Raw genomic sequence first — 19,368 nt, 5'->3', positions numbered from 1 at the left:
ACCTTAGAAATAGATTTTAAAACATAAACAACCTTAATTAGCCAATAAGCCTTATTTATCTTCAATAATCAATTTTAACCGGACAACAGTGAAATGAATTCAGCATGACGATCGCCTCAAACAAAGGAGCAAAAGAAATCCATCATAGAAAAATGTGTCCACACGGTAGCTTCATAAATGAGATAAATTAAGAAATTGCAAACAGTCTTTTACGAAGCCAGAATCCCTGTCACATGTGAGTAAGCAGCACCAAGCATCGCAGCATCTTCCCATAGTGAGGTTATCCTCAATTCAGCCTGGATTCCCTGCTGACGGAGTGTCTTTTGGGTTTTGTTCAGAAACAAAGTATGCGCTTTGGCAATATTTCCTCCAATGACAACCACTTCTGCATCGTGCGCCACGATAAAAGGGAAAAGAAAATCTGCAAGGCTTCTGGCAAAATCGTTAAAGAGTACAGGTATTATAGGATCATGATCATATAAATCGACAAGAGATTTTGTATCCTTTACTTGCTTACCGGAGAGTTCTTCATAGCGTTTCACAAACCAGCGGGTAGAAATATAATCCTCCGCTATCCCGTTCTTAAATAAACTCACCCCAAGGTTTGCATCTGTGGTTTTCCCGGCAATACTTACGGCAGACCCCAGTCCGGTACCCAATGTGATCCCTATAGCCTTATCGAATCCCAAAGCATTACCCACGTTAACTTCTCCATGCAGAAAAGCTTCTGCATCATTTCTAAAAATAATATTCTCGGGCAGCAGCCCCAACTGATCAATTAAAACGGCCTTTATATCAACAAGGTACAACGATTCGTATTTGTTCATGTTCTTGATCAGCGATATCCCATTTGTGTAATCGAAGGGGCCTGGCATGGCAATCCCAAGTAGAATCTCTTCTGTGGAATGGTTTCCGATAATATTTTTAAGCAAGCTGATCCATGTGGCCAATATATCTTCTTTTGTGCCATGCGTATTAACATGGCTGCGTACTCGGGAGTGGTTTAAAACGGAATTTGATTGAAAATCAATGATCGCAGCTGTAATGTGTGAGCCACCGATATCAACACCTATCATAAGTGGCTTTATTTTTCTATTCATCAGTTGATGTATTTTTTATAACACTATCTATGCCTATTGACATATCTACCATATAAATAAAGACATAAAAAGCGCCGTTCTATACTCTTCCAGCTTTTATTTCTTAACCGTAAATCATTAGTTCAGCATCGGCAATCATACCTAGAAATTAGCAAAAGCAGGTGTGCTTTTATAAATGGCATGTTGCTGAAACTGGAAAAGCACCGGCACACAGACAACTATAAGACTTATCCTCGAAGTAGAAAGAGAATCTATTTGATCCATTCAGGAAAGAAAATGCAAAAAATTTCTAAGTACCACCATCTTTTTGTCTCTAAATTCCTGGTGTTCGTCGATTAGCTTTCGGGGCTGGTATAAAGCTGCGATTTGCCCTGAAACGTTTCCTTCAATTGCACGTCTTAATATCAAAACAATCAATAAAATATTATAAAAATTAAAACTTAAGCATATGAAAACTTTATTCAAAACATTATTCGCATCATCTTTAGCATTGGTATTATCTACTTCAGCAGTATTATCAGCTCACGCGGCTGAAACCACCAAACCTGTTCACGCTTCAAAAGCACTGCACTTCAAACGCATCAAAGTAAATGGAAATGTAGAGCTGACCATTATACAGGGAAAACGTACAGGCATCAGTTATGCAGATGAAAACACTGGCCAAGCAAAGGTAATACAGAACGGAGATGGTTTAGAAATTACCGCTTTGGATAATAGCACTGCAAAACTTACCGTTTATGTAAATGATATTTACCGTATCCAAGCAATGGATAATGCAAAAGTGAAAACACAAGGTAAAATCAATACACAATATCTACAGGTTTTTCTAAGTGGAAATGCATCGTTAGACTTAAATTCACAAACTGAAGGATTGTATACGGTGATTGAAGATCAGGCTGATTTAACGCTAACTGGCTCAACTGGCGACCATATGCTGGTAATGGGCAAAGAACAAAAGCTGACTATGGACAAATTTGTTGCAGCTAACACAAAAACCAGCTTAAATACTGAAAATGCATTAGCCACACTTAGCAAATAAAAAGAATTATATTTTTGGTTCAGGTGGTCCGGTTACGGGCCGCCTTTTTTGTTCGCCACGAAAGCCAAACATTTGGCATAATTAACGAGTGTTGTCTCCGCAAAAGGATTGCTAAATAGTTATACGAATACCTTAAACATTTCTGCTATAAAACTAAACAATCTGCGCAATCCTCAATAGATACATCAATTATCTTTAGGAAATCTGCTTAACACTTCATTTAGGAGGGAAGGAGTACCAAATAACTTAATTAACCAAATATGATGAAATTCAAATTTATTATAATTGCTTTAGGAGCAAGCCTTAGCTATGGCATATGCCAGGCTCAAAATAACACAGAGACGATTAAGGAAGACTTTAAACCTTCTGCAACGAATCAGCCCGGCCAACAATTTCCGCAGGTTAATTCTCAAGGCTACGCCCGATTCCGCATCAAAGCACCTCAATCAGACAGTATCAGGGTAAGCCTTGGCCTTGGGGGGCAGGGAGGAACTAAACTCACCAAAACTGCCGACGGATTTTTTATCGGTACCACCGCCGGTGCAATGGATGAAGGTTTTCACTATTATCATCTGACCATTGACGGTGGAGTATTTAATGATCCCGGCGCGATGAATTATTTTGGTTCGTCGAGATGGGAAAGTGGAATTGAAATTCCTGCTAAGGATGAAGATTTTTACGCCAATAAAAATGTAGCTCATGGAAATGTGCAGCAAATACTTTTTCCTTCAAAGAGTACAAATTCCTCACGCAGGGCGTACGTTTACACTCCGCCAGGCTATGGCAAAGATAAACAACGATTTCCGGTGCTGTATCTGCAACATGGATGGGGCGAAGACGAAACTGCCTGGAGTAATCAGGGCCGGGTGAACCTGATCATGGATAACCTGATTGCAGAAGGGAAAAGTAAGCCATTTATCATCGTTATGACCTACGGAATGACAAATGAAACCAAATGGGGGCATATGAAAGACTTTAAGATCGATGGTTTTCAAACCTTATTAACCGAAGAACTCATCCCGTATATTGACACCAACTTTTCAACGATATCAACTGCAAACGGTCGTGCTATGGCAGGACTGTCAATGGGTGGTATGGAAACGCATACCATTACGCTTAACAAACCGGAACTTTTTGGCTATTATGCGCTACTGAGTGGCGGTACATTCAACCCTTCCGAGCTGAAAGACAAAGCAAAACCGCGATTAATCTTCATTAGCTGTGGAAGCAAAGAACGTCCTGAAGGCGTAAAAAATGCTGTTGCAGCATTAAAGGAAGCGGGCTATCATGCAGTTTCTTATGTTTCGGAAAATACTGGCCACGAATTTCAGACCTGGCGCCGGAGCCTGCGTGAACTTGCTCCGCTATTATTTAAATAGATATAGATAATCCTAACAACCAGGCTGATTGCAATGAAATTGAGTTCGATTATTTGTCGAATGTAAACATTTGATTTATAATTACTTATTCAGATTCACTACTTAGTGGTCAGCATTTTTCCTGATGAATTTACTGTGTAGCGGTACGCAGCGCTATAGGTCAGGGTGACGACCAGAAATAAAAATTTTCAATAAAACATCTTCATAACAGATTATTAATCGAACTCAGTTTATCAAAAAGATTGGCCCAAAACTCATGCTAAATTATCTTGAATAACTATCTTATCATCTCATTTTCTATTGGCCCGAGATAACTAGTTGGAAGTTCCCCTTTGTATATTATTATTTTCTCTAATACCACTGCCGGATCAACCATCCATATTTTGATGGTATGCCTACCTGATACTTTAAGGAAATGTGAAGAAGTAAGCGTTCTTGCATTATCCTTAACTGCGTTTGCCCAGCTTGCATCAGATCCTGAGGCACTAGGCTTGGCTATAATGGTCAGGATTTGAGGTGCCGCACCATCTACAGAGATTCCAACCCTTAAGCCTTCCGGGGAGAAATTTACAGTCGGTCCAACCACAAGATCAATTTTAACCGCACCATTTTCGGAAAAGAAAACAGGATATTCTAATTCTGGGGTACCAGGTTTTTCAAGCGATGCTGAAGTGACAGGAAAAATCGACATAGCCGAACTTCCTCTTCCATAACCTGGTATAGCTTGCCAGCTTATGCCATTCTTGCTTACCTTCTTACTTGCTCGGAAAGTCTCAAATGCAATTGGCGCACCTAAACTGGCAAAGGTTCCTTTTGCTTCTGCCAACTGCTTAGGTGTTGCCTTGTTGGCTTCAACTTTTATCACTACCAGGATCGAGTCATTTGATATCTGAATTTTACCCTGATGCTTTCCACTGCCGAGTTTAGTCCAATCAATATCCACCAATACTTTATAATCATTTGTTCCGGGAACACTTTCCTTTTTCAAACGAATCCAGTGATCAGATTTCAGTTTGAAATTGATGGGAGCAGATCCCTTTGCAAAAACTTCAAAGTAGCACTGAAATTTATTTAAAGATTCAAATTTCGGAAGTGTGGGCGCTGGAACATTCGATGTTGATGGCCAGCTAGCGGATGAACCATCAATTGCTACTCCAAAGCCTGATTTTGAAGGCACCTGAATTTCATCTGTTTTGGGTATGATATTTTTCTTTGGATCATTCCAGCTGGTGTAACCAATCCTTACTTGATCCATCATATGATTCCACTTACCGCCTGCTATTTTAAGATTGTATTCATCACTAAGCTGCTGGTCCTGTTTAAAAAGATTAAGCGCAAGGTGATGTTGAAGATTGGTAGCAGCCCTTCCCTGTTTAAAATACAGCCTGTTTTTACCAACAGCAATATATAAATCCGTCACCGTTTTCATCGCCTCGATTGGATAGCGTACCAATTGATAGAACGCATCTTTGTACTGTTGTGGTAACTTGTTATTCACCTGCTCTGCCCTGTTGCTTAATGCGCTCCATTCCATGGCTACACGCTGAGCTTCACCGAAGTTTATCAAGCTAAAAGTTTCTGGTCCTAACAATTCGGGTTTGCGCCTGGTTGTATATTTAGAATATAAGTGTACCAAATCTGCAATTTCTTTGGCCTGGCCAGATCCAAATTCACGTGTTGCCCAGTGCAGCAGAAAATCAGCCAGCTTTTCACGGTCCATCGCTTTGGGGTTCCATGCCATCCGTAAAAAGAACTCTATCGGAATCTCCATTGGTTTCAGATCGCCAACATTTACTACCCAAATACGGTCGGCGCCATAATTATAGGCCAAATTCATCTGTTCCCAAACTTTTGGCAGAGCGGTGGTATTCAACCATTTATAATTTCTTGGTGCACCAACATAATCAAAATGATAATATATCCCAGATCCCCCGCTCCGATTGCGCTCTTGGACGGTGGGCAAATGCCGTAAGTTGCCCCAGTTATCATCAGCCCACAACAGGGTAATATCATCAGGAACTTTCATCCCGAAATCGTAATAGTCTTTTACCTCTTTGTATAAAGCCCAGAGCTGTGGTATCTGTTCTGCGGGCTTTTCCATATTTTCAGCAAGAATTTTACGCTGATTAGCGATAATATTTTCCAGCAGTTTCACATTGGATGCCATATCTCCACCTTCAACCATGGGTTCATCTCCATCTCCCCGCATGCCCATAGTCACCAAGCTTTCGTAGCTTTTGTTTCTTTTAATCCCATCTTGCCAGAAAGCATTTAAACCTTGAGGGTTTGTTGCATAGTTCCAGGCGCCATCACCGTGTTTCTTCCATTCCTGTTGTGCACGTATCATCGGTTCATGGTGGGAGGTACCCATCACAATACCATATTCATCGGCCAGACGCGGGTTTTCGGGATCATCTTCATTAAATGCATTACTCCACATGGCTGGCCAAAGGTAATTGCCCCTCAAACGAAGCAGTAGCTCAAAGACATGGGTATACATTTTACTGTTCATCCCACCAAACTTTTCTTTGGCCCAACCCGTCATTGCCGGGGCTTCGTCATTAATAAATATTCCGCGGTATTTCACTGCAGGTTCTCCTGAACTATAACTTCCGGAAACAGCAAATGCACTTTTACGGGTTTTAGGTGGAACATCAGCCCACCAGTACCATGGAGACACCCCTAACTGCTCAGATAATTCGTATATGCCGTATATTGTTCCCCTTTTGTCGCTTCCCGCAATAACCAATGCCTGGTCAACTCCGGGAAATGGGTTTTTAACAGTCGATATCAAGAAGCTCTCCCACTTGCCAGAAATGCTCGATTTGTCGAGCTTTCCGGAACTGATCAACTGATCGATAAGTTTGCTTTTGCCCAGTGTTCCGATTAGAATAATAACCTTCTCCAAAGGCTTAATGCTTTTCAATTCTGGCTTTACGCCCGATACATTGAAAAAATCCTGACCTAAATCACCAATCGCCCTCGTAACGCCCTTATAATCATTTGCATCATAAAAAATATTCGCCGTTTTTCCATTTTCTATCAGTACAAAATCTTCTTTATTACTTCTGGTTTCATGAATAAATTGTTTTTCCAAGCCCAAACTTGTCTGGGCTTTCGTGTAATCAACCCAAAAAGTGAAAAGGATAAGAAGCGCGAAGAAAACACGGTTTTTTTTAAAAGAATTTACTTGCATTAGGGGAATACATTAGGTTCTTGATTTATGGTTATTTGTTAGAAACGAAAGATATGTTAGATATGGAAGCAACGTTGTAGCAGTTGGAATTTTCTATTTCAGGATAGCGCAAACCAATTGCCTAAATGTTTAACAGAAAACTCAATTAAGTTTGAAAATCAAATTTTCGGGTTTTTATTTACCCAAAATATTCTGGCGGCAGGAAAAGGCAGGCTCCTTTATAAAAACGAATGAGCGACATCGATTGACGCCGCCCACCAAACTAAACCAAAGTATTTTTTAATAACCAGGATTCTGGTAAGCCTTTTTTTCATCTGCGCTCATCTGCATTCCGTCTATTTGCGCCTGAGGTATAGGACGTAGATATAATGCTGGCGTAATTGTACGAGTTACTGTCTGTGGCGTGTGATCGCCATAGGCAATTCCTGCAATGGTATATGTGGCAGAAAGCTCAGCCCATTTTTGGGTACGGATCAAGTCGTACCTGCGGTAGCCTTCAGCATAATATTCTCTTGAACGTTCTGCCAAAATATAATTAATATCTATTGTAGCTGGCGTAGCCGCAACCATTGCCGCACTGTTATCTTCAACTTTAGCCACATTTCCATTGTTATCAAAGCGCCATTTACCTGCTCTTGCACGAATCACATTAATGAGTTCGCGGGCACTTTTGCCAGCTTTGGTTGTAGCTCCTTTTACTGCTGCTTCTGCTGCAACAAAGTAAAGTTCAGAAAATTTAGCTACTGGAAAAGGGCGTGTACTGCCCGCGTTTGGTTGCCCTAGTCCTGTGCCATTATCGGTGCGATAAGGGCCCAATTTCCAAAGTCCTGGATAAACAATTCTGCTGATTCCGCCTGGAGCCACCACGTAATCAGCCCTTCCAGGCAGAATACCTGCCCCTACATTACTGATACCCGCACCCGCTGGGTAAACGATAGCAGGGTTATCTGTATTTAGAAAAGTGAGTATTGCATCTCCCGGCACTACCGATAATCCATTTGCGTTAACCAATGACGCAGGCGCACTTGATGGCGGATTGTAGCCTTTAGGCCAATTACCTCGGTAAACGGTGGTGAAAGTACCATCATATCTCGAATCCAGTGTTTTATCGGCAAAGGTATTTTTCAATACCTCAATTGTTGGTGCCATACGGTTCCATGGGCGGCCTAAATGCTGCTCGGCTTCACGCTGAACAGAACTGATGCCTCCACTACGGATATTCGGATAGTTCCAGGTCATCATCCAGCCTGCAAAATTATCTGGCGCACCCCCGCTTCCAAAGGTTAAACTACCGCCATTAAATTTCTCGCTCGTTTGGGTATGATCGGCGTACAATAACATTTCTTTATTACGGTCATTCACCGCCCAGTTCACATCGTAATAGGTATCCATCAGCCCAAATGTACCTGGGTTTTCGATTGCAGCAGTAGCCACATCGTAAGCCTGCTGGAAATACCAGTTCGCATCATGTCCATCAGGGTCAGTTCTTGCCGTTTCGGGATAGGTTGGAATATTATTGGGATTTTGCAACCACCATGCATAGGTTAAATATGCTTTTGATAAAAAAAGCTGTGCAGCAACCTTGGTTACACCGCCTGTAACCCTTCCCGTTGTAGGCAGATCTGCCGCGGCTTTTATAAGATCAGGAAACACAGCTTTGGTATAAACCACAGGTACAGTATTTCTCATAGAAGTTCTTGACGGATTGGTATTAAATTTTAATTCTCCGGCGCCTAAATCGAGCGGAACCCCACCGAAAGTTTGCACCAAAAGAAAATAATCGAAAGCACGGAAAAACCTAGCCTCGGCCACAAGTGCACTTGATATACCTGCTGCACTGGCGTTTTCGATTATTCCACTGGCATTGTTAATGTTTGGAAATGCCTCACTCCACAATACACTGCTCGGATAACTTGTTGATAAAATAGACCCCACTCCAGAGCAATCCATATCTTTAAAGTTTCCATCGGCATCTTTGCCCCAGGTAGCCTCATCGGTACCGGTTATCAAAGAATTATAGAAATACGACTGACCATACATGTTTCGCAAGTGCGCATACATAGAAGTTAACCCACCATTTACACCGGTAACAGTTTTAAAATAGTCTGGCGTAAAAATGCTGCGCGGTTCTTCTTCCAGAATTTTGGAACAACCAGAAAAGATGACCATTAGTAACCAAATACCTGCGGCGGTTTTTAATTGTATATTTTTCATATCCTATTTATTCTAAAATGTTAAATTAAGACCTGCAACATAATTTCGGGTTGAAGGTGTATTGGTACCAATAGTCAAAATTCTTCGCTGATAAGAGTTAACAGCCTGATTTTCATCACCAAAAGAGTTAGTTTCAGGATCCATACCAGACTCCCTGTGATAAGGGGAGAACATGACAAAAGGATTTTGTACCGTTAGATACATGCGCAGCTTTACATTGGATTTTTTGATCAGATCTCTGTTAAAATCATAACCAAGAGAAATGGTCCTGATTTTTAAGAATGAAGCATCGAAATAGCCAAGCGTACTTCCATATTTGGGGTTATCGCCACTTGCAATGCCACCTGGTTTAGGGTATTTTGCGTCTGTATTTTCAGGGGTCCAATAATCTACCTTAACATTATTTCTACGGCCTGTTAATAAGTTCAGGTATCCTGCCGAACCATATAGCGTACTTACCAATGTTCCGCCACTTTTGAAAAGCCCCACCACGTTCAGATCAAATCCCTTGTAGGCAACCCTGGTATTAAATCCTCCTGTAAACTTTGGATCAATATCAATAATCTGCCTATCTGCAGCACCTATGGCCCTTGTTGGAACGCCGCTTGCATTGTAATCTCCGGTATATTTAACTTTGATCATCCCCACATTGCCACCTGGTTCAAGCACATTTAAATAAGGATCTCCTGCCTGCCATAATCCGATTTTTTCATAGTCATAAATCGCATTGATATTATGACCGACAAACCACGCATTTCCTTCATCGCGGGTTTGTCCGGAAGCCAGTGCGGTTAGCTTGTTTCTGTTTGCAGAAATGTTGAACCCTAAATCCCAGGTCCATCCTCCCTGATTTTCCAGGATAACACCATTAATGCTCAATTCCCAACCCTTATTCTGAGTTTGGCCTATATTTGCCGTATAGCTACCCACACCTGCTGTAGAAGGTAATGCCACACTAAGTAATATATCTTTGGTTTTGGTGTCATAGTATTCAAAAGTACCCGAGATGCGGTTTTTTAAGATTGAAAAATCTAAACCATAATTCCACGTTTCAGAATATTCCCATCCTAAGCCCGGACTTGGAAGCTGAGATACATAATAACCAGTTGCATAAGTATTATCACCGAAATTATATGGGCGGGTACTAAGCACACCCAGTGTTTGATATGGGGCAACAGCTTGATTGGAAGTTTGTCCGTAACCTACCCGTATTTTTAATTTATCAATTGCAGTAATGCCTTTCATAAAAGACTCATTCATCATATTCCAACCCACAGAAACTGCTGGATAGGTATGCCACTTATGGCCTGGCGCCAAACGCGATGATGCATCAGACCGGAGTGTGGCACTCAATAAATACCTGTTATCATACGAGTACATAATCCTTCCCATGTAGGAAACCAGCCCACTTAGGGTATAGAGTGGATTTTGAGGGGTACCACTGCCAATTGTGATCTCACCATTTGCCTGCCCAAGATTATAAAACTGGAAAGCATCAGAAGGGATATCCCTGGCCGTCATGGAAGAAGAATTGAATTTATTTTGTTCTGCTGAATATAAAGCAACGGCATTGAAACTATGTTTTCCAAAACTGCGGTCGTAAGTGATTAAATTCTCCAAAGTCCAGTGATAGGTCTGCGAGTTACTTACCCCAGCTGTAGAAACTGTAGTTGCTGTAGTACTGCCCACCCCAACACCGGTGAAGTTGCCGTTATTGCTTTGGATAAAATCCAGACCAAGGTTGGCACGGTATTTTAAACCTTCAACCCCCGGAATTTTAACCTCACCGTAAAATGAATTATAAGTTGCAAAACCACGGGTTTCGTTCAACCACTGGTCATGCAGATTCTTTACAATGCCATTGGTGTAAATAAAAGATTCATCCTGTGGCATTCTGATGGTACGCTTTAAACTTCCATCAGCATTGTAGGGGTTTGCAATAGGGGTATTACTCAAGTTGCCATAAATACCAACCTGGTTACCCTCACTTATATTGTAATTATTATTGGTAGTAAATCCGACACGAAAAAGTTTACCAATTTGCTGATCCAGCGATGCTTTCATCGAATACCTGGTATACTGCTGCGTAGGAATTAAACTTTGGTTTTTATAATACCCTCCGCCAAAACTATAGTTACTGGTTGCCGAACCACCGGTTACACCCAGATCATGACTGGTTACAATAGCATTCTTATTATAAAATAAATCCTGCCAATCTGTATTCACATCATTCGATTCATCAACACCAAGTGTTGTAAATAGCCCTGCCGCTTTCCTCAGTGCAGTAAATTCAGGTCCGTTCATCATCGGATATTTTGCAAATAAGGTTTGTAAACCTGTATAGGTATTGTAAGAGATTTTAGCGGGCGCTCCAGTCTGTCCCCTGTTGGTAGTTAGCAGGATTACCCCGTTGGCACCTCTTGAGCCGTAAATAGCGGTTGCAGATGCATCCTTTAAGATATCAATACTTTTAATATCGTTGGGGTTAATATCACCAATGGAGCCAGGGAACGGAATTCCATCCAATACCACAAGCGGATCGTTACTTGCCGAAAGCGAACGCTGGCCACGGATCAGGATCTGCATGGTGGCACCTGGTTTGGTTGAAGTTTGAGAAATATTAACACCTGCTAAACGTCCCTGGATGGCCTGAGCAATATTAGGCGCAGGCACTTCACGGATTTTTTCTCCAGCAATAGAGGCTACAGAACCTGTAACAGCTTCTTTGCGCTGGGTACCGTAACCTACAACCACAACCTGACCAAGTTCTGCCGCGCTTGGTTGAAGGGTGACATTTATTAAAGTTTGATTTTTCACCGGGACTTCTTTGCTGGTATAACCCACATAGGAGAATACCAAAACCGGATTAGCCCCCGTTGTGGTAATAGAAAAACTTCCGTTATCCTGAGATGATGTACTTGTACCGGTTCCTTTTAAAACGATACCCACACCTGGCAATGGTATACCTTGTTCATCAACAACTTTACCTTTTACCACAGTTTGTGCCTGTGCAATAAAAGCTGAAAATATCAGTGCTGCCAATAACATCACTTTGGGGAGATACCTGAAAAATTTCCAACGTGATGTTACAGAAAATTGTAAAATTTCACTTCTCATAATAAATGGTTTATAATGGTTAAAGAATAAGAAAAGACCAGCTGTATTAATTGGAAAATCAGCAAGTGCATGCTTAAATCACACACCAAAAATTAATTATCCTTTGCTGGTTCAATTCAGATTTATTCTCTGATAAAGATATTTAGATTGCCCATCCGCTCATGATTTGATTGTGCATATTAATAGAATAAATGTTCAAATCGAAAATGAGCTATTGCCCTTGGGGTGGCAAAAAAATCAGCTGAAAAAGCAAGCCACTGGTACAACAAATGATGTGGTAAAAATGAAAATCCGTGGGTTTAAATATCTAAAGCGCAAACCAAAAACCGCCTAAACACATAAATTAAGGCAGTTTTTTAATAGAAAATCGGCATCATATATTTACCTCAACAATAAACTTAACCAACCAATTGTTTAAATAAGACGTATAGAATTGACTTATAAGCGGGTATAATATTCAAAAAAGATGAAAAATCCACTTTATGCAATCGGTTGAATTTTTTTATTTTTTTTGAATTCAGTCCGCCCAGATTAAAGACTAACTACGCAAAAAGTGAAGAAGATTTCTCGATTTTTATTGTTCTATGATGGTTAAAAAAAGTACATTTTATGACCAAACCTAATCTTACCCACAGCGCTATGCAGAAGTTTCCAAGTACACATCAGCTATCTCTATTTATTAACTTCCGCTTCAAAAGGAGAAGCTGGTAAATTAGCCTTGTTGTATAAATTAGCACGATCGGGATTATCTGCCCATGCATAGCGGACAAATGCCGGCTTTGAGACCATGGGACTTGTGAGCACAACTGTATCCCCCACTATCCTGGCCTGGGCCCAATAGAAAACCTTGTCCTCACCCGCAAGGGCGAAACCGTTCAATTTATCAGATCCTTTAATCATCAACCCAGGCAAACTATGATCAAAATTTATAATCAATTCCGATCCATTTGCATGGTTTGATTTATAAATAGGTCCAGAATACGTAATCTGTTGATCTTGATAGGCTAAATGTGAGGCCCATAGTGCCAAACGCTCACCTACGTCTTTTTTATCCAGCGGATGGATATCATTCCATTCACCAGCATCAATGGCCACAGCCATCCCTGTATTCGGTACTGAAAGTGTCTGCAGCTGGCTTTGCCTAAATTGTGCCCAACTACTTTCTTCGGGCAAATAGCTGGCTTCCATAAAATTAGGCAACTGTGCATAGATAAAAGGCAAATCTCCCTGCTTCCATTTATTACGCCAGTCTTTTATAAGCGCAGGCAACAATTGCCCGTATGCTTTCGGATCACCGGTATTCGCTTCGCCCTGATACCAGAGAAAACCTTTTATTGCAAATCTTACAGCTGGTGCAACCATGGTATTGAATAATCCGGTTGGTTCATTCTGTGCCACTAAGGGCATTTCGGCCTCACCATTAAAACCCCGGTTTTGCTTTGGCTGAGCATAGCCCACTTCGAAACTCCATTCACCGCGTAAGTCTATCTTTTTCTCTGAAGTCTGCAGGGAATAGTTTTTATCCGGTACAAAGCCTCCTTTACCGCTGCTACTTACAACTTTAACAATAAGGATATTTTTCCCGCTTTTTAACAAACCTGCAGGGATAACATATCTGCGGGGAGGATATTGATAAGTAGTGTTACCGATAAATTTACCGTTAAGAAACACTGAATCAGCATCTATAATGCGCCCCAGATAGAGCTTAACCTGCTGTCCGCTCATTTCTTCAGGAATTTGCAGTTCTTTTCTAAAGTAAAAAATCCCGTTCAAATTCTTGATTCCCTGATCAGCCCAGTAGCCCGGCATCCAAAATTTTCGCCAGCCGCTGGCATTAAAATCCGGATCGATCCATTTTACCGGGCCAGAAAGTCCCTCATCAACTATGGGAGCCAATGCCGGCCTTGCCAGGTTCTTCTCTTTAATATTTTTTTGGTAATTGGCCATAAATACCGAATCCCTGAAATTGTCTATTTTTTTCATCTGCGTGGGATTCATCAAAAACGCATCGCGACTCATCCAGGCCTCAATAGGGGTGCCCCCAACACTCGAATTGATGATGCCTATCGGAATGTTATATTTTTGGAAGAGCGTTTTTGCGAAAAAATAACTTGTTCCTCCGAAACTTAATATACCCGTACCAGTGGCAGGAACCCATTTTCCTGGAGGAAGATCGATCGATTCTCCAGACAGGTTTGCTTTAGTTGGAACGAAAAAGTTCCTGATCAAAGGGAAATGATCTTTTTCAATCACCTGCGGATAAGCTTCTTTTAACCGTTCCATTGGCAGGGCCATATTAGATTGCCCTGAACAAAACCATACATCTCCCACTAGGATATCATCCAGGGTAATTATATTTTCACCTTTAATAATCATTTTAAAAGGACCACCAGCTTTTATCTTGCTCATTTTCACAAACCATGAGCCTTGTGCATTGGTGGTGGTCCTATATGTTTTTCCGTTAAAACTGATCGTTATTTTTTCTTTTGCTGCTGCCCATCCCCATATGGTGAGGGGAGTTTCCCGCTGGAGCACCATGTGGCTGGATACCAACTGAGGTAAGGTTACCTTGGCCGAGGCTGAAAAACTGAAAACCAGTAGCCAGGCTAAGCAGCATAAAATTAATTTTGTTTTCATATTCTTATCAATTTCCAAAACTATCCAACGGCACAGAACTTTTTTTTGCCATTTGAGTATAATACTGCAATTAATGTTCAAAATTGATTTTACTAATATGTAAAATCTTACTCCAGTTCCCTTTAGGAGTAGATTTGTATTATCCTATAAGCGCCCAGACTAGTTAACTTTGATATTGAAATAATCAAAATCAGCATGTCCCCCAATTTGCTGCGTTGCATAATTGAAAAGACCGAACCGATACCCCATAAAGTGCGGTATGGTGTACGACATTTTTAGTTTTTCACCAACTGTATTCCATGATTTACCATCTAAGCTATAAGCGAAGGAAGCCAGATCCTGGCGATCTTTAAAATCACAGCTCAACTTTAAATAAATTTTCTGCTGTTTTAGTGGAATTTTAATGCTTTCTACAGGCTGATTATCGTTCATTGTAGTAACCACAATGACTAGACCCTCTTTTAAAGATTTAACGCCAATCCAGCCATATTTTTTCTGAAGCAGTAACATTCCGGCGCAGTCTCCTACTTTCATATTTTCCAAGTCTATACTGGTTTCGGCAGAACTTGCCGGCGCTACCGTTCTTTGGGTAAGCGTATTTCTAGCCCAAAGCACCGAGGTATCAATCCTGGAGGTTTGTATCACCAGATAGCCTTTTCTTCTGGAGAGCGACCAGTTAGCGTGATCTGGATTATGATTCCATTGCCAGACTTTTTTAAGACCGCTTCCCTCGCCTGTGCCATCGAAGTTGTCAGAATCTACAATACCTGGAATAGGACTTAAGTTTTTAGCCAGGTGAAGTGAATCTGGCACTTTAGAATTTACACCAAGAACAGGCCAGCCCTGCTCCCATTTAACGGGAACGAGATAAGGAATTCGACCAACTGCTCCATAATCGCGGAAAAGGTAGGAAAACCACTGCCCTTCAGAGGTACTAATTAATCCTCCCTGTGCTACCCCTTTATCCTGAAGACCGATTCTTCCGGTATATGGCCCCAATAGACTATCGGCTTTATGAATAATTACCGTACGCATACTGTTTCTTGGCCAGGTAATATTGAAAAGATAATATTTTCCTTTTACCTTAAAAAGTTGCGAACCTTCAGCAGGTAAGCCGGGGTTATTGCCAGCAATCTGGGTAGCATTTTCTATTAATACCTTAGGACTTGTACCTGTTTTTATCCCTGAAAAATCTGCATTTAACTCCGTAAGCATAATTTTACCTGCCCCATAAACCATAAATACCCTGTTATTTTCAAAAAACAAGGAATGATCATGAAGCGCAGGACTAAAGGCAGACCTTTTCCACGGGCCTTTTTCAATGTTTGTAGTAGAATATATGTATGTTTTGTTGGTTGTACCAGAAAAAGTACTTACATAAAACCGACCTTCATGGTAGCGTAAACTACTGGCCCATGATCCCCTCCCGTAATCATTTTTACCATTATTTAAATTTAGCTGATCAGTATTTGCCAGTGTGTCGTAAACATAAGTTACTATCTTCCAGTTTACGAGATCAGTAGACTTCATAATAGGAAGACCAGGGCTCATATGCATGGTTGTACTGCTCATGTAATAGGTTTTTCCTACCCGAATGATCGATGGATCGGGTACATCAGCAGCGATGATAGGATTTGTAGCGAGCTGACTATGGGCGGTAAAATGAAACAGCCCATTTAAAAGTACAATGTACAGGTAAAATACCAGATTTTTCATAATTGGGGTAAATTTGATTTATTAAAGAGGCTGTAACATAAAACAAGTTTCTCTAAAGTGCCTCGTTGAGCAGAACCTGATCAAACATTTAAACATATAAAAGTATATCTAAATCAACCTTTCGGCAAGCTACCGAAGACAGGTTACCCAAAAACATCGTCATTGCGAGAAGGAACAACGAAGCAATCTTTCCTGCTGGCGCTTCTCGCTATAAAGATTGCTTCGTCGGCTGATAAAGCCTTCTCACAATGACGAATAAAAAAAGTTACCTGCCCTTGAGTGCTTCTGCAACACCTACGTAAGCGGGTTTACGCACAAAGCCTCCTGTCCAAAGTCCAATTGGTTCATCGGGTCTCCAAAAAGAACTGGCTGGACTATCTAACGGACTCCAGATCGTAATTCCATAACGTTGAGCAGGCGGTATAAGCTCAAAATATTTATCAATCACATAACGGTACATTTCTGCCTGTGCTTTGTATTCTTCTTGTGTTACAGCAGCTGTCTTCTTATTCGAAACGCCGAGATCCAGTTCTGATACCTTTATCAATTTGCCTGTGGCGGCCAACAATTTGAACATTTCGGCTATTTTTGCTTTATCATTTTCTGTACCGATGTGCATTTGTGTACCGATGCCATCAACCTTGGCGCCTTTGCTTTCAATATATTTTACATAATCAATCAGTCCTTTGCATTTATCAAGACTACTTTCTAATCCATAATCGTTTATAAAATGAATGTCAGAAGCATTACCATACTGGCGTGCAAGTTTAAAGGCAACCACAGCATAATCTTTACCTAAATAATCCTGCCAATAAAATTCATCGGCAGCTATATTCGTTTTACCTACTCCGGTCTTCAACTGTGATGGATCTGGCCAGTCAGACATTGGTTCATTTACCACATCCCATGCTTTTACATTGGCTTTGCTGGCAGCAAGCATTCCAGCAATCCACTTATCGAGTGCACTTGTTAAAATAGTTTTTTTCTCGTCGGCCGTTTTTTCAATTATTTTATCACCACCATTTGGATTTACACGGTTAAGTGATATTTTATCTATATAAATTTTACCGGCATACGCTCCAAAACTAAAAACCAGGCGTGTTCTATCACCGGCAGTGATGGTTTTTTCCAGTTGTACCAGCTTCCAATCGGTTGAAACATCAAAAGAACCGAAATCATCTGCGCCGTAGCTTTTGGTTTCTTGTGCCGCTACAGAGGCAGATCCAGCTACACTTCCCTTAACATAAAAGCTTAGTTTATATTTTGAAGCGTTTTGAAATGGAGTTGTAAAATCCATGGCAGTCTGTGCTTCCCACGAATTAACCGCTTTAGGATTAGACATGGTAAGCGCATAGCCTGTACCACCATATCCATCACCCTTTGCCGAAACGTCCCTAACAGAACTATTTCCCCAGCCAAACCAGCCTGAAATATTTCCTGATTCAAAATCACCATTGTTAATGAGGTTATCCTCAAGCGCCGGCCCGCTGGTACCTTTAATTACAGTAGGTGCAATTAAACTATTGAGGTACTTGGCATTTTGATTGGCATGCCAGCAAAGGGTATGTCCGTACACTTCCATTCCGGAATTTTTAGCATTCTCCAGTAATTTCTTCACATTATCAAAATCCATACTGCCATCATCTTTAACAATGGCGCCGTGTTTCATTTCATAACCAATTACAATCTGGTTAAAATTGCTGTTCGCCAGGCGATATAATACCCCTTTGTTATTGTATTCGGTAAGTGATGTGGCTACTCCCAGTTTAAAATTAGGATTGGCCGACCAGTTGAAATAAGATTTCAATGCATTGTAAGCATCAATCTGTTCCTGTGCAGCTATTGATGTAGGTTTTTCAACAGAAAAATCAAGTGCTTCCTGCTTTTTGCAGGATACCGATAAAACCGGAAGACCGATGATTAAGGCAATTTTATAAATATTTTTCATCTTGATTAACATTTTATTTTTTAACCGGATTAAAGGTTTCCATCGTTACGCCACGGTTGCGCATTACGAGTGTATCAGTAGTGTTTACAGACATGTCGGTAAGATCGATGTTGTAATTCAGATAAAGGGCATCTCTATCGGTATTTCCCCAACTGTTCTTTTCCCCCCGCTTGATAAACTTGCCATTTCCGCTAGCCGTAAACGTATTATCAGCAGCAGATACCGTACAGTTTCCTGAATTATCGAAAGTAAGCAGCAATTTGCAGGTGATATTGCGGTTGTCTTTATCTTTAAATACCGCATCAAATGTATTGGATTTTAGAGAGGTGGTAATAACCTGATTAACCTCATCACTTTCAACATAGGTCATGTGCCTGCTAACGGTTTTATTTAAACTTGTATTGCCGTTTTTACCGGTGATGATATCTTTACCCCGGCGCAGGTAATAGCCATGCCAGGGGTTAATATATTTAATGGCGTACAGCGTATAATTCTTGGCTTCCAGAATCTTATCGGCATTTTGTACCGAAGTCATCCGGAGCGGAATTACATAGGTATTTTTCAGTGCGAGCGGGTCAGCAAAAAATGCATCGGTTAGCTGTACCTGTACACCTCCAGCTATTTTGCCTTTAGGTATAGTGATAGAGCTGCCCAATAGATTGTAGTAGTTTGCCGGCATAGCTACCACATTTGCGGCACCGCCAAAACTCAGATTGCTGGCCAGGGTATTATCTACCGTTACACCAATACTAATATCATTTTTAACTTCATATACACCACCTGTTGTAGCCATGATTTCGCAACGGTGCAGGTTGTCTAGTGAGGTATCATATATATCCTCGCCAAGGGTAATGGTACGAACAGGGCTCTGGTATGCAAAATATACGGTTTGGGTTCCATAATCAGGGAATTCCCAGTCTTGGTTCTTACACGAGCATAAGAGTACGGAAACCGCTAATAAAAACATTATTCTTCTTTTCATCATTTTTGAGTTTAATTCATCATTTACATTGGTGGTAAAA

10 protein-coding genes are annotated in these 19,368 nt (G+C 40.9%); 2 read left to right on the top strand and 8 right to left on the bottom strand.

The genetic code is table 11. The annotated features are described in order from the left end of the window. Window positions 1-209 precede the first annotated feature (209 nt). Window positions 210-1,100, bottom strand: a complete 891-nt coding sequence (locus tag HDC90_RS20525) for an ROK family protein (protein ID WP_184469710.1) — start codon at window positions 1,098-1,100, stop codon at window positions 210-212. A 448-nt stretch (window positions 1,101-1,548) separates the two neighbouring features. Here HDC90_RS20525 and HDC90_RS20520 point away from each other — a divergent pair, with 448 nt between their 5' ends. Continuing rightward, window positions 1,549-2,139 (top strand): GIN domain-containing protein, encoded by a 591-nt coding sequence (locus HDC90_RS20520; RefSeq protein WP_184469708.1) that lies wholly within the window; start codon window positions 1,549-1,551, stop codon window positions 2,137-2,139. 260 nt (window positions 2,140-2,399) lie between these two features. Beyond that, a complete protein-coding gene (locus HDC90_RS20515; protein WP_255497781.1) occupies window positions 2,400-3,518 on the top strand; it encodes an alpha/beta hydrolase-fold protein in 1,119 nt (372 codons plus the stop codon). Window positions 3,519-3,795: 277 nt separating this feature from the next. On the opposite strand, the gene HDC90_RS20510 is transcribed toward HDC90_RS20515, so the two are convergent. The 7 genes from HDC90_RS20510 to HDC90_RS20480 form a co-directional block, all read right to left on the bottom strand. Continuing rightward, entirely contained in the window at window positions 3,796-6,714 is a 2,919-nt protein-coding gene (locus tag HDC90_RS20510) for a glycosyl hydrolase 115 family protein (protein ID WP_184469706.1), read from the bottom strand. A gap of 279 nt (window positions 6,715-6,993) precedes the next feature. Beyond that, window positions 6,994-8,928 (bottom strand): RagB/SusD family nutrient uptake outer membrane protein, encoded by a 1,935-nt coding sequence (locus HDC90_RS20505; RefSeq protein WP_184469704.1) that lies wholly within the window; start codon window positions 8,926-8,928, stop codon window positions 6,994-6,996. 12 nt (window positions 8,929-8,940) lie between these two features. Further along, window positions 8,941-12,045: a TonB-dependent receptor gene (locus HDC90_RS20500; RefSeq protein ID WP_184469702.1), complete on the bottom strand. Its 3,105-nt coding sequence runs from the start codon at window positions 12,043-12,045 to the stop codon at window positions 8,941-8,943. A 672-nt stretch (window positions 12,046-12,717) separates the two neighbouring features. Continuing rightward, window positions 12,718-14,682: a sialate O-acetylesterase gene (locus HDC90_RS20495; protein ID WP_184469700.1), complete on the bottom strand. Its 1,965-nt coding sequence runs from the start codon at window positions 14,680-14,682 to the stop codon at window positions 12,718-12,720. Between the two features lie 159 nt (window positions 14,683-14,841). Next, complete coding sequence (locus HDC90_RS20490) at window positions 14,842-16,398, bottom strand: glycoside hydrolase 43 family protein (RefSeq protein WP_184469698.1); 1,557 nt, start codon at window positions 16,396-16,398, stop codon at window positions 14,842-14,844. A 265-nt stretch (window positions 16,399-16,663) separates the two neighbouring features. After that, entirely contained in the window at window positions 16,664-18,346 is a 1,683-nt protein-coding gene (locus HDC90_RS20485) for an endo-1,4-beta-xylanase (protein WP_184469696.1), read from the bottom strand. A gap of 13 nt (window positions 18,347-18,359) precedes the next feature. Continuing rightward, entirely contained in the window at window positions 18,360-19,328 is a 969-nt protein-coding gene (locus HDC90_RS20480; protein ID WP_184469694.1) for a DUF5627 domain-containing protein, read from the bottom strand. Window positions 19,329-19,368: the final 40 nt, after the last annotated feature.

It is taken from the genome of Pedobacter sp. AK013 (assembly GCF_014205835.1).
Taxonomy (GTDB): domain Bacteria; phylum Bacteroidota; class Bacteroidia; order Sphingobacteriales; family Sphingobacteriaceae; genus Pedobacter.
Note: the sequence above shows the minus strand (reverse complement) of the source record. Positions and strands in the feature narration are given on the sequence as shown.

Excerpts from the sequence above, each read along its gene's own strand:
- HDC90_RS20515 (WP_255497781.1), top strand. The coding sequence starts at position 2,400 with ATGATGAAATTCAAATTTATTATAATTGCTTTAGGAGCAAGCCTTAGC.
- HDC90_RS20505 (WP_184469704.1), bottom strand. The coding sequence starts at position 8,928 with ATGAAAAATATACAATTAAAAACCGCCGCAGGTATTTGGTTACTAATG.
- HDC90_RS20510 (WP_184469706.1), bottom strand. The coding sequence starts at position 6,714 with ATGCAAGTAAATTCTTTTAAAAAAAACCGTGTTTTCTTCGCGCTTCTT.
- HDC90_RS20500 (WP_184469702.1), bottom strand. The coding sequence starts at position 12,045 with ATGAGAAGTGAAATTTTACAATTTTCTGTAACATCACGTTGGAAATTT.
- HDC90_RS20485 (WP_184469696.1), bottom strand. The coding sequence starts at position 18,346 with ATGAAAAATATTTATAAAATTGCCTTAATCATCGGTCTTCCGGTTTTA.
- HDC90_RS20490 (WP_184469698.1), bottom strand. The coding sequence starts at position 16,398 with ATGAAAAATCTGGTATTTTACCTGTACATTGTACTTTTAAATGGGCTG.
- HDC90_RS20495 (WP_184469700.1), bottom strand. The coding sequence starts at position 14,682 with ATGAAAACAAAATTAATTTTATGCTGCTTAGCCTGGCTACTGGTTTTC.
- HDC90_RS20520 (WP_184469708.1), top strand. The coding sequence starts at position 1,549 with ATGAAAACTTTATTCAAAACATTATTCGCATCATCTTTAGCATTGGTA.
- HDC90_RS20525 (WP_184469710.1), bottom strand. The coding sequence starts at position 1,100 with ATGAATAGAAAAATAAAGCCACTTATGATAGGTGTTGATATCGGTGGC.
- HDC90_RS20480 (WP_184469694.1), bottom strand. The coding sequence starts at position 19,328 with ATGAAAAGAAGAATAATGTTTTTATTAGCGGTTTCCGTACTCTTATGC.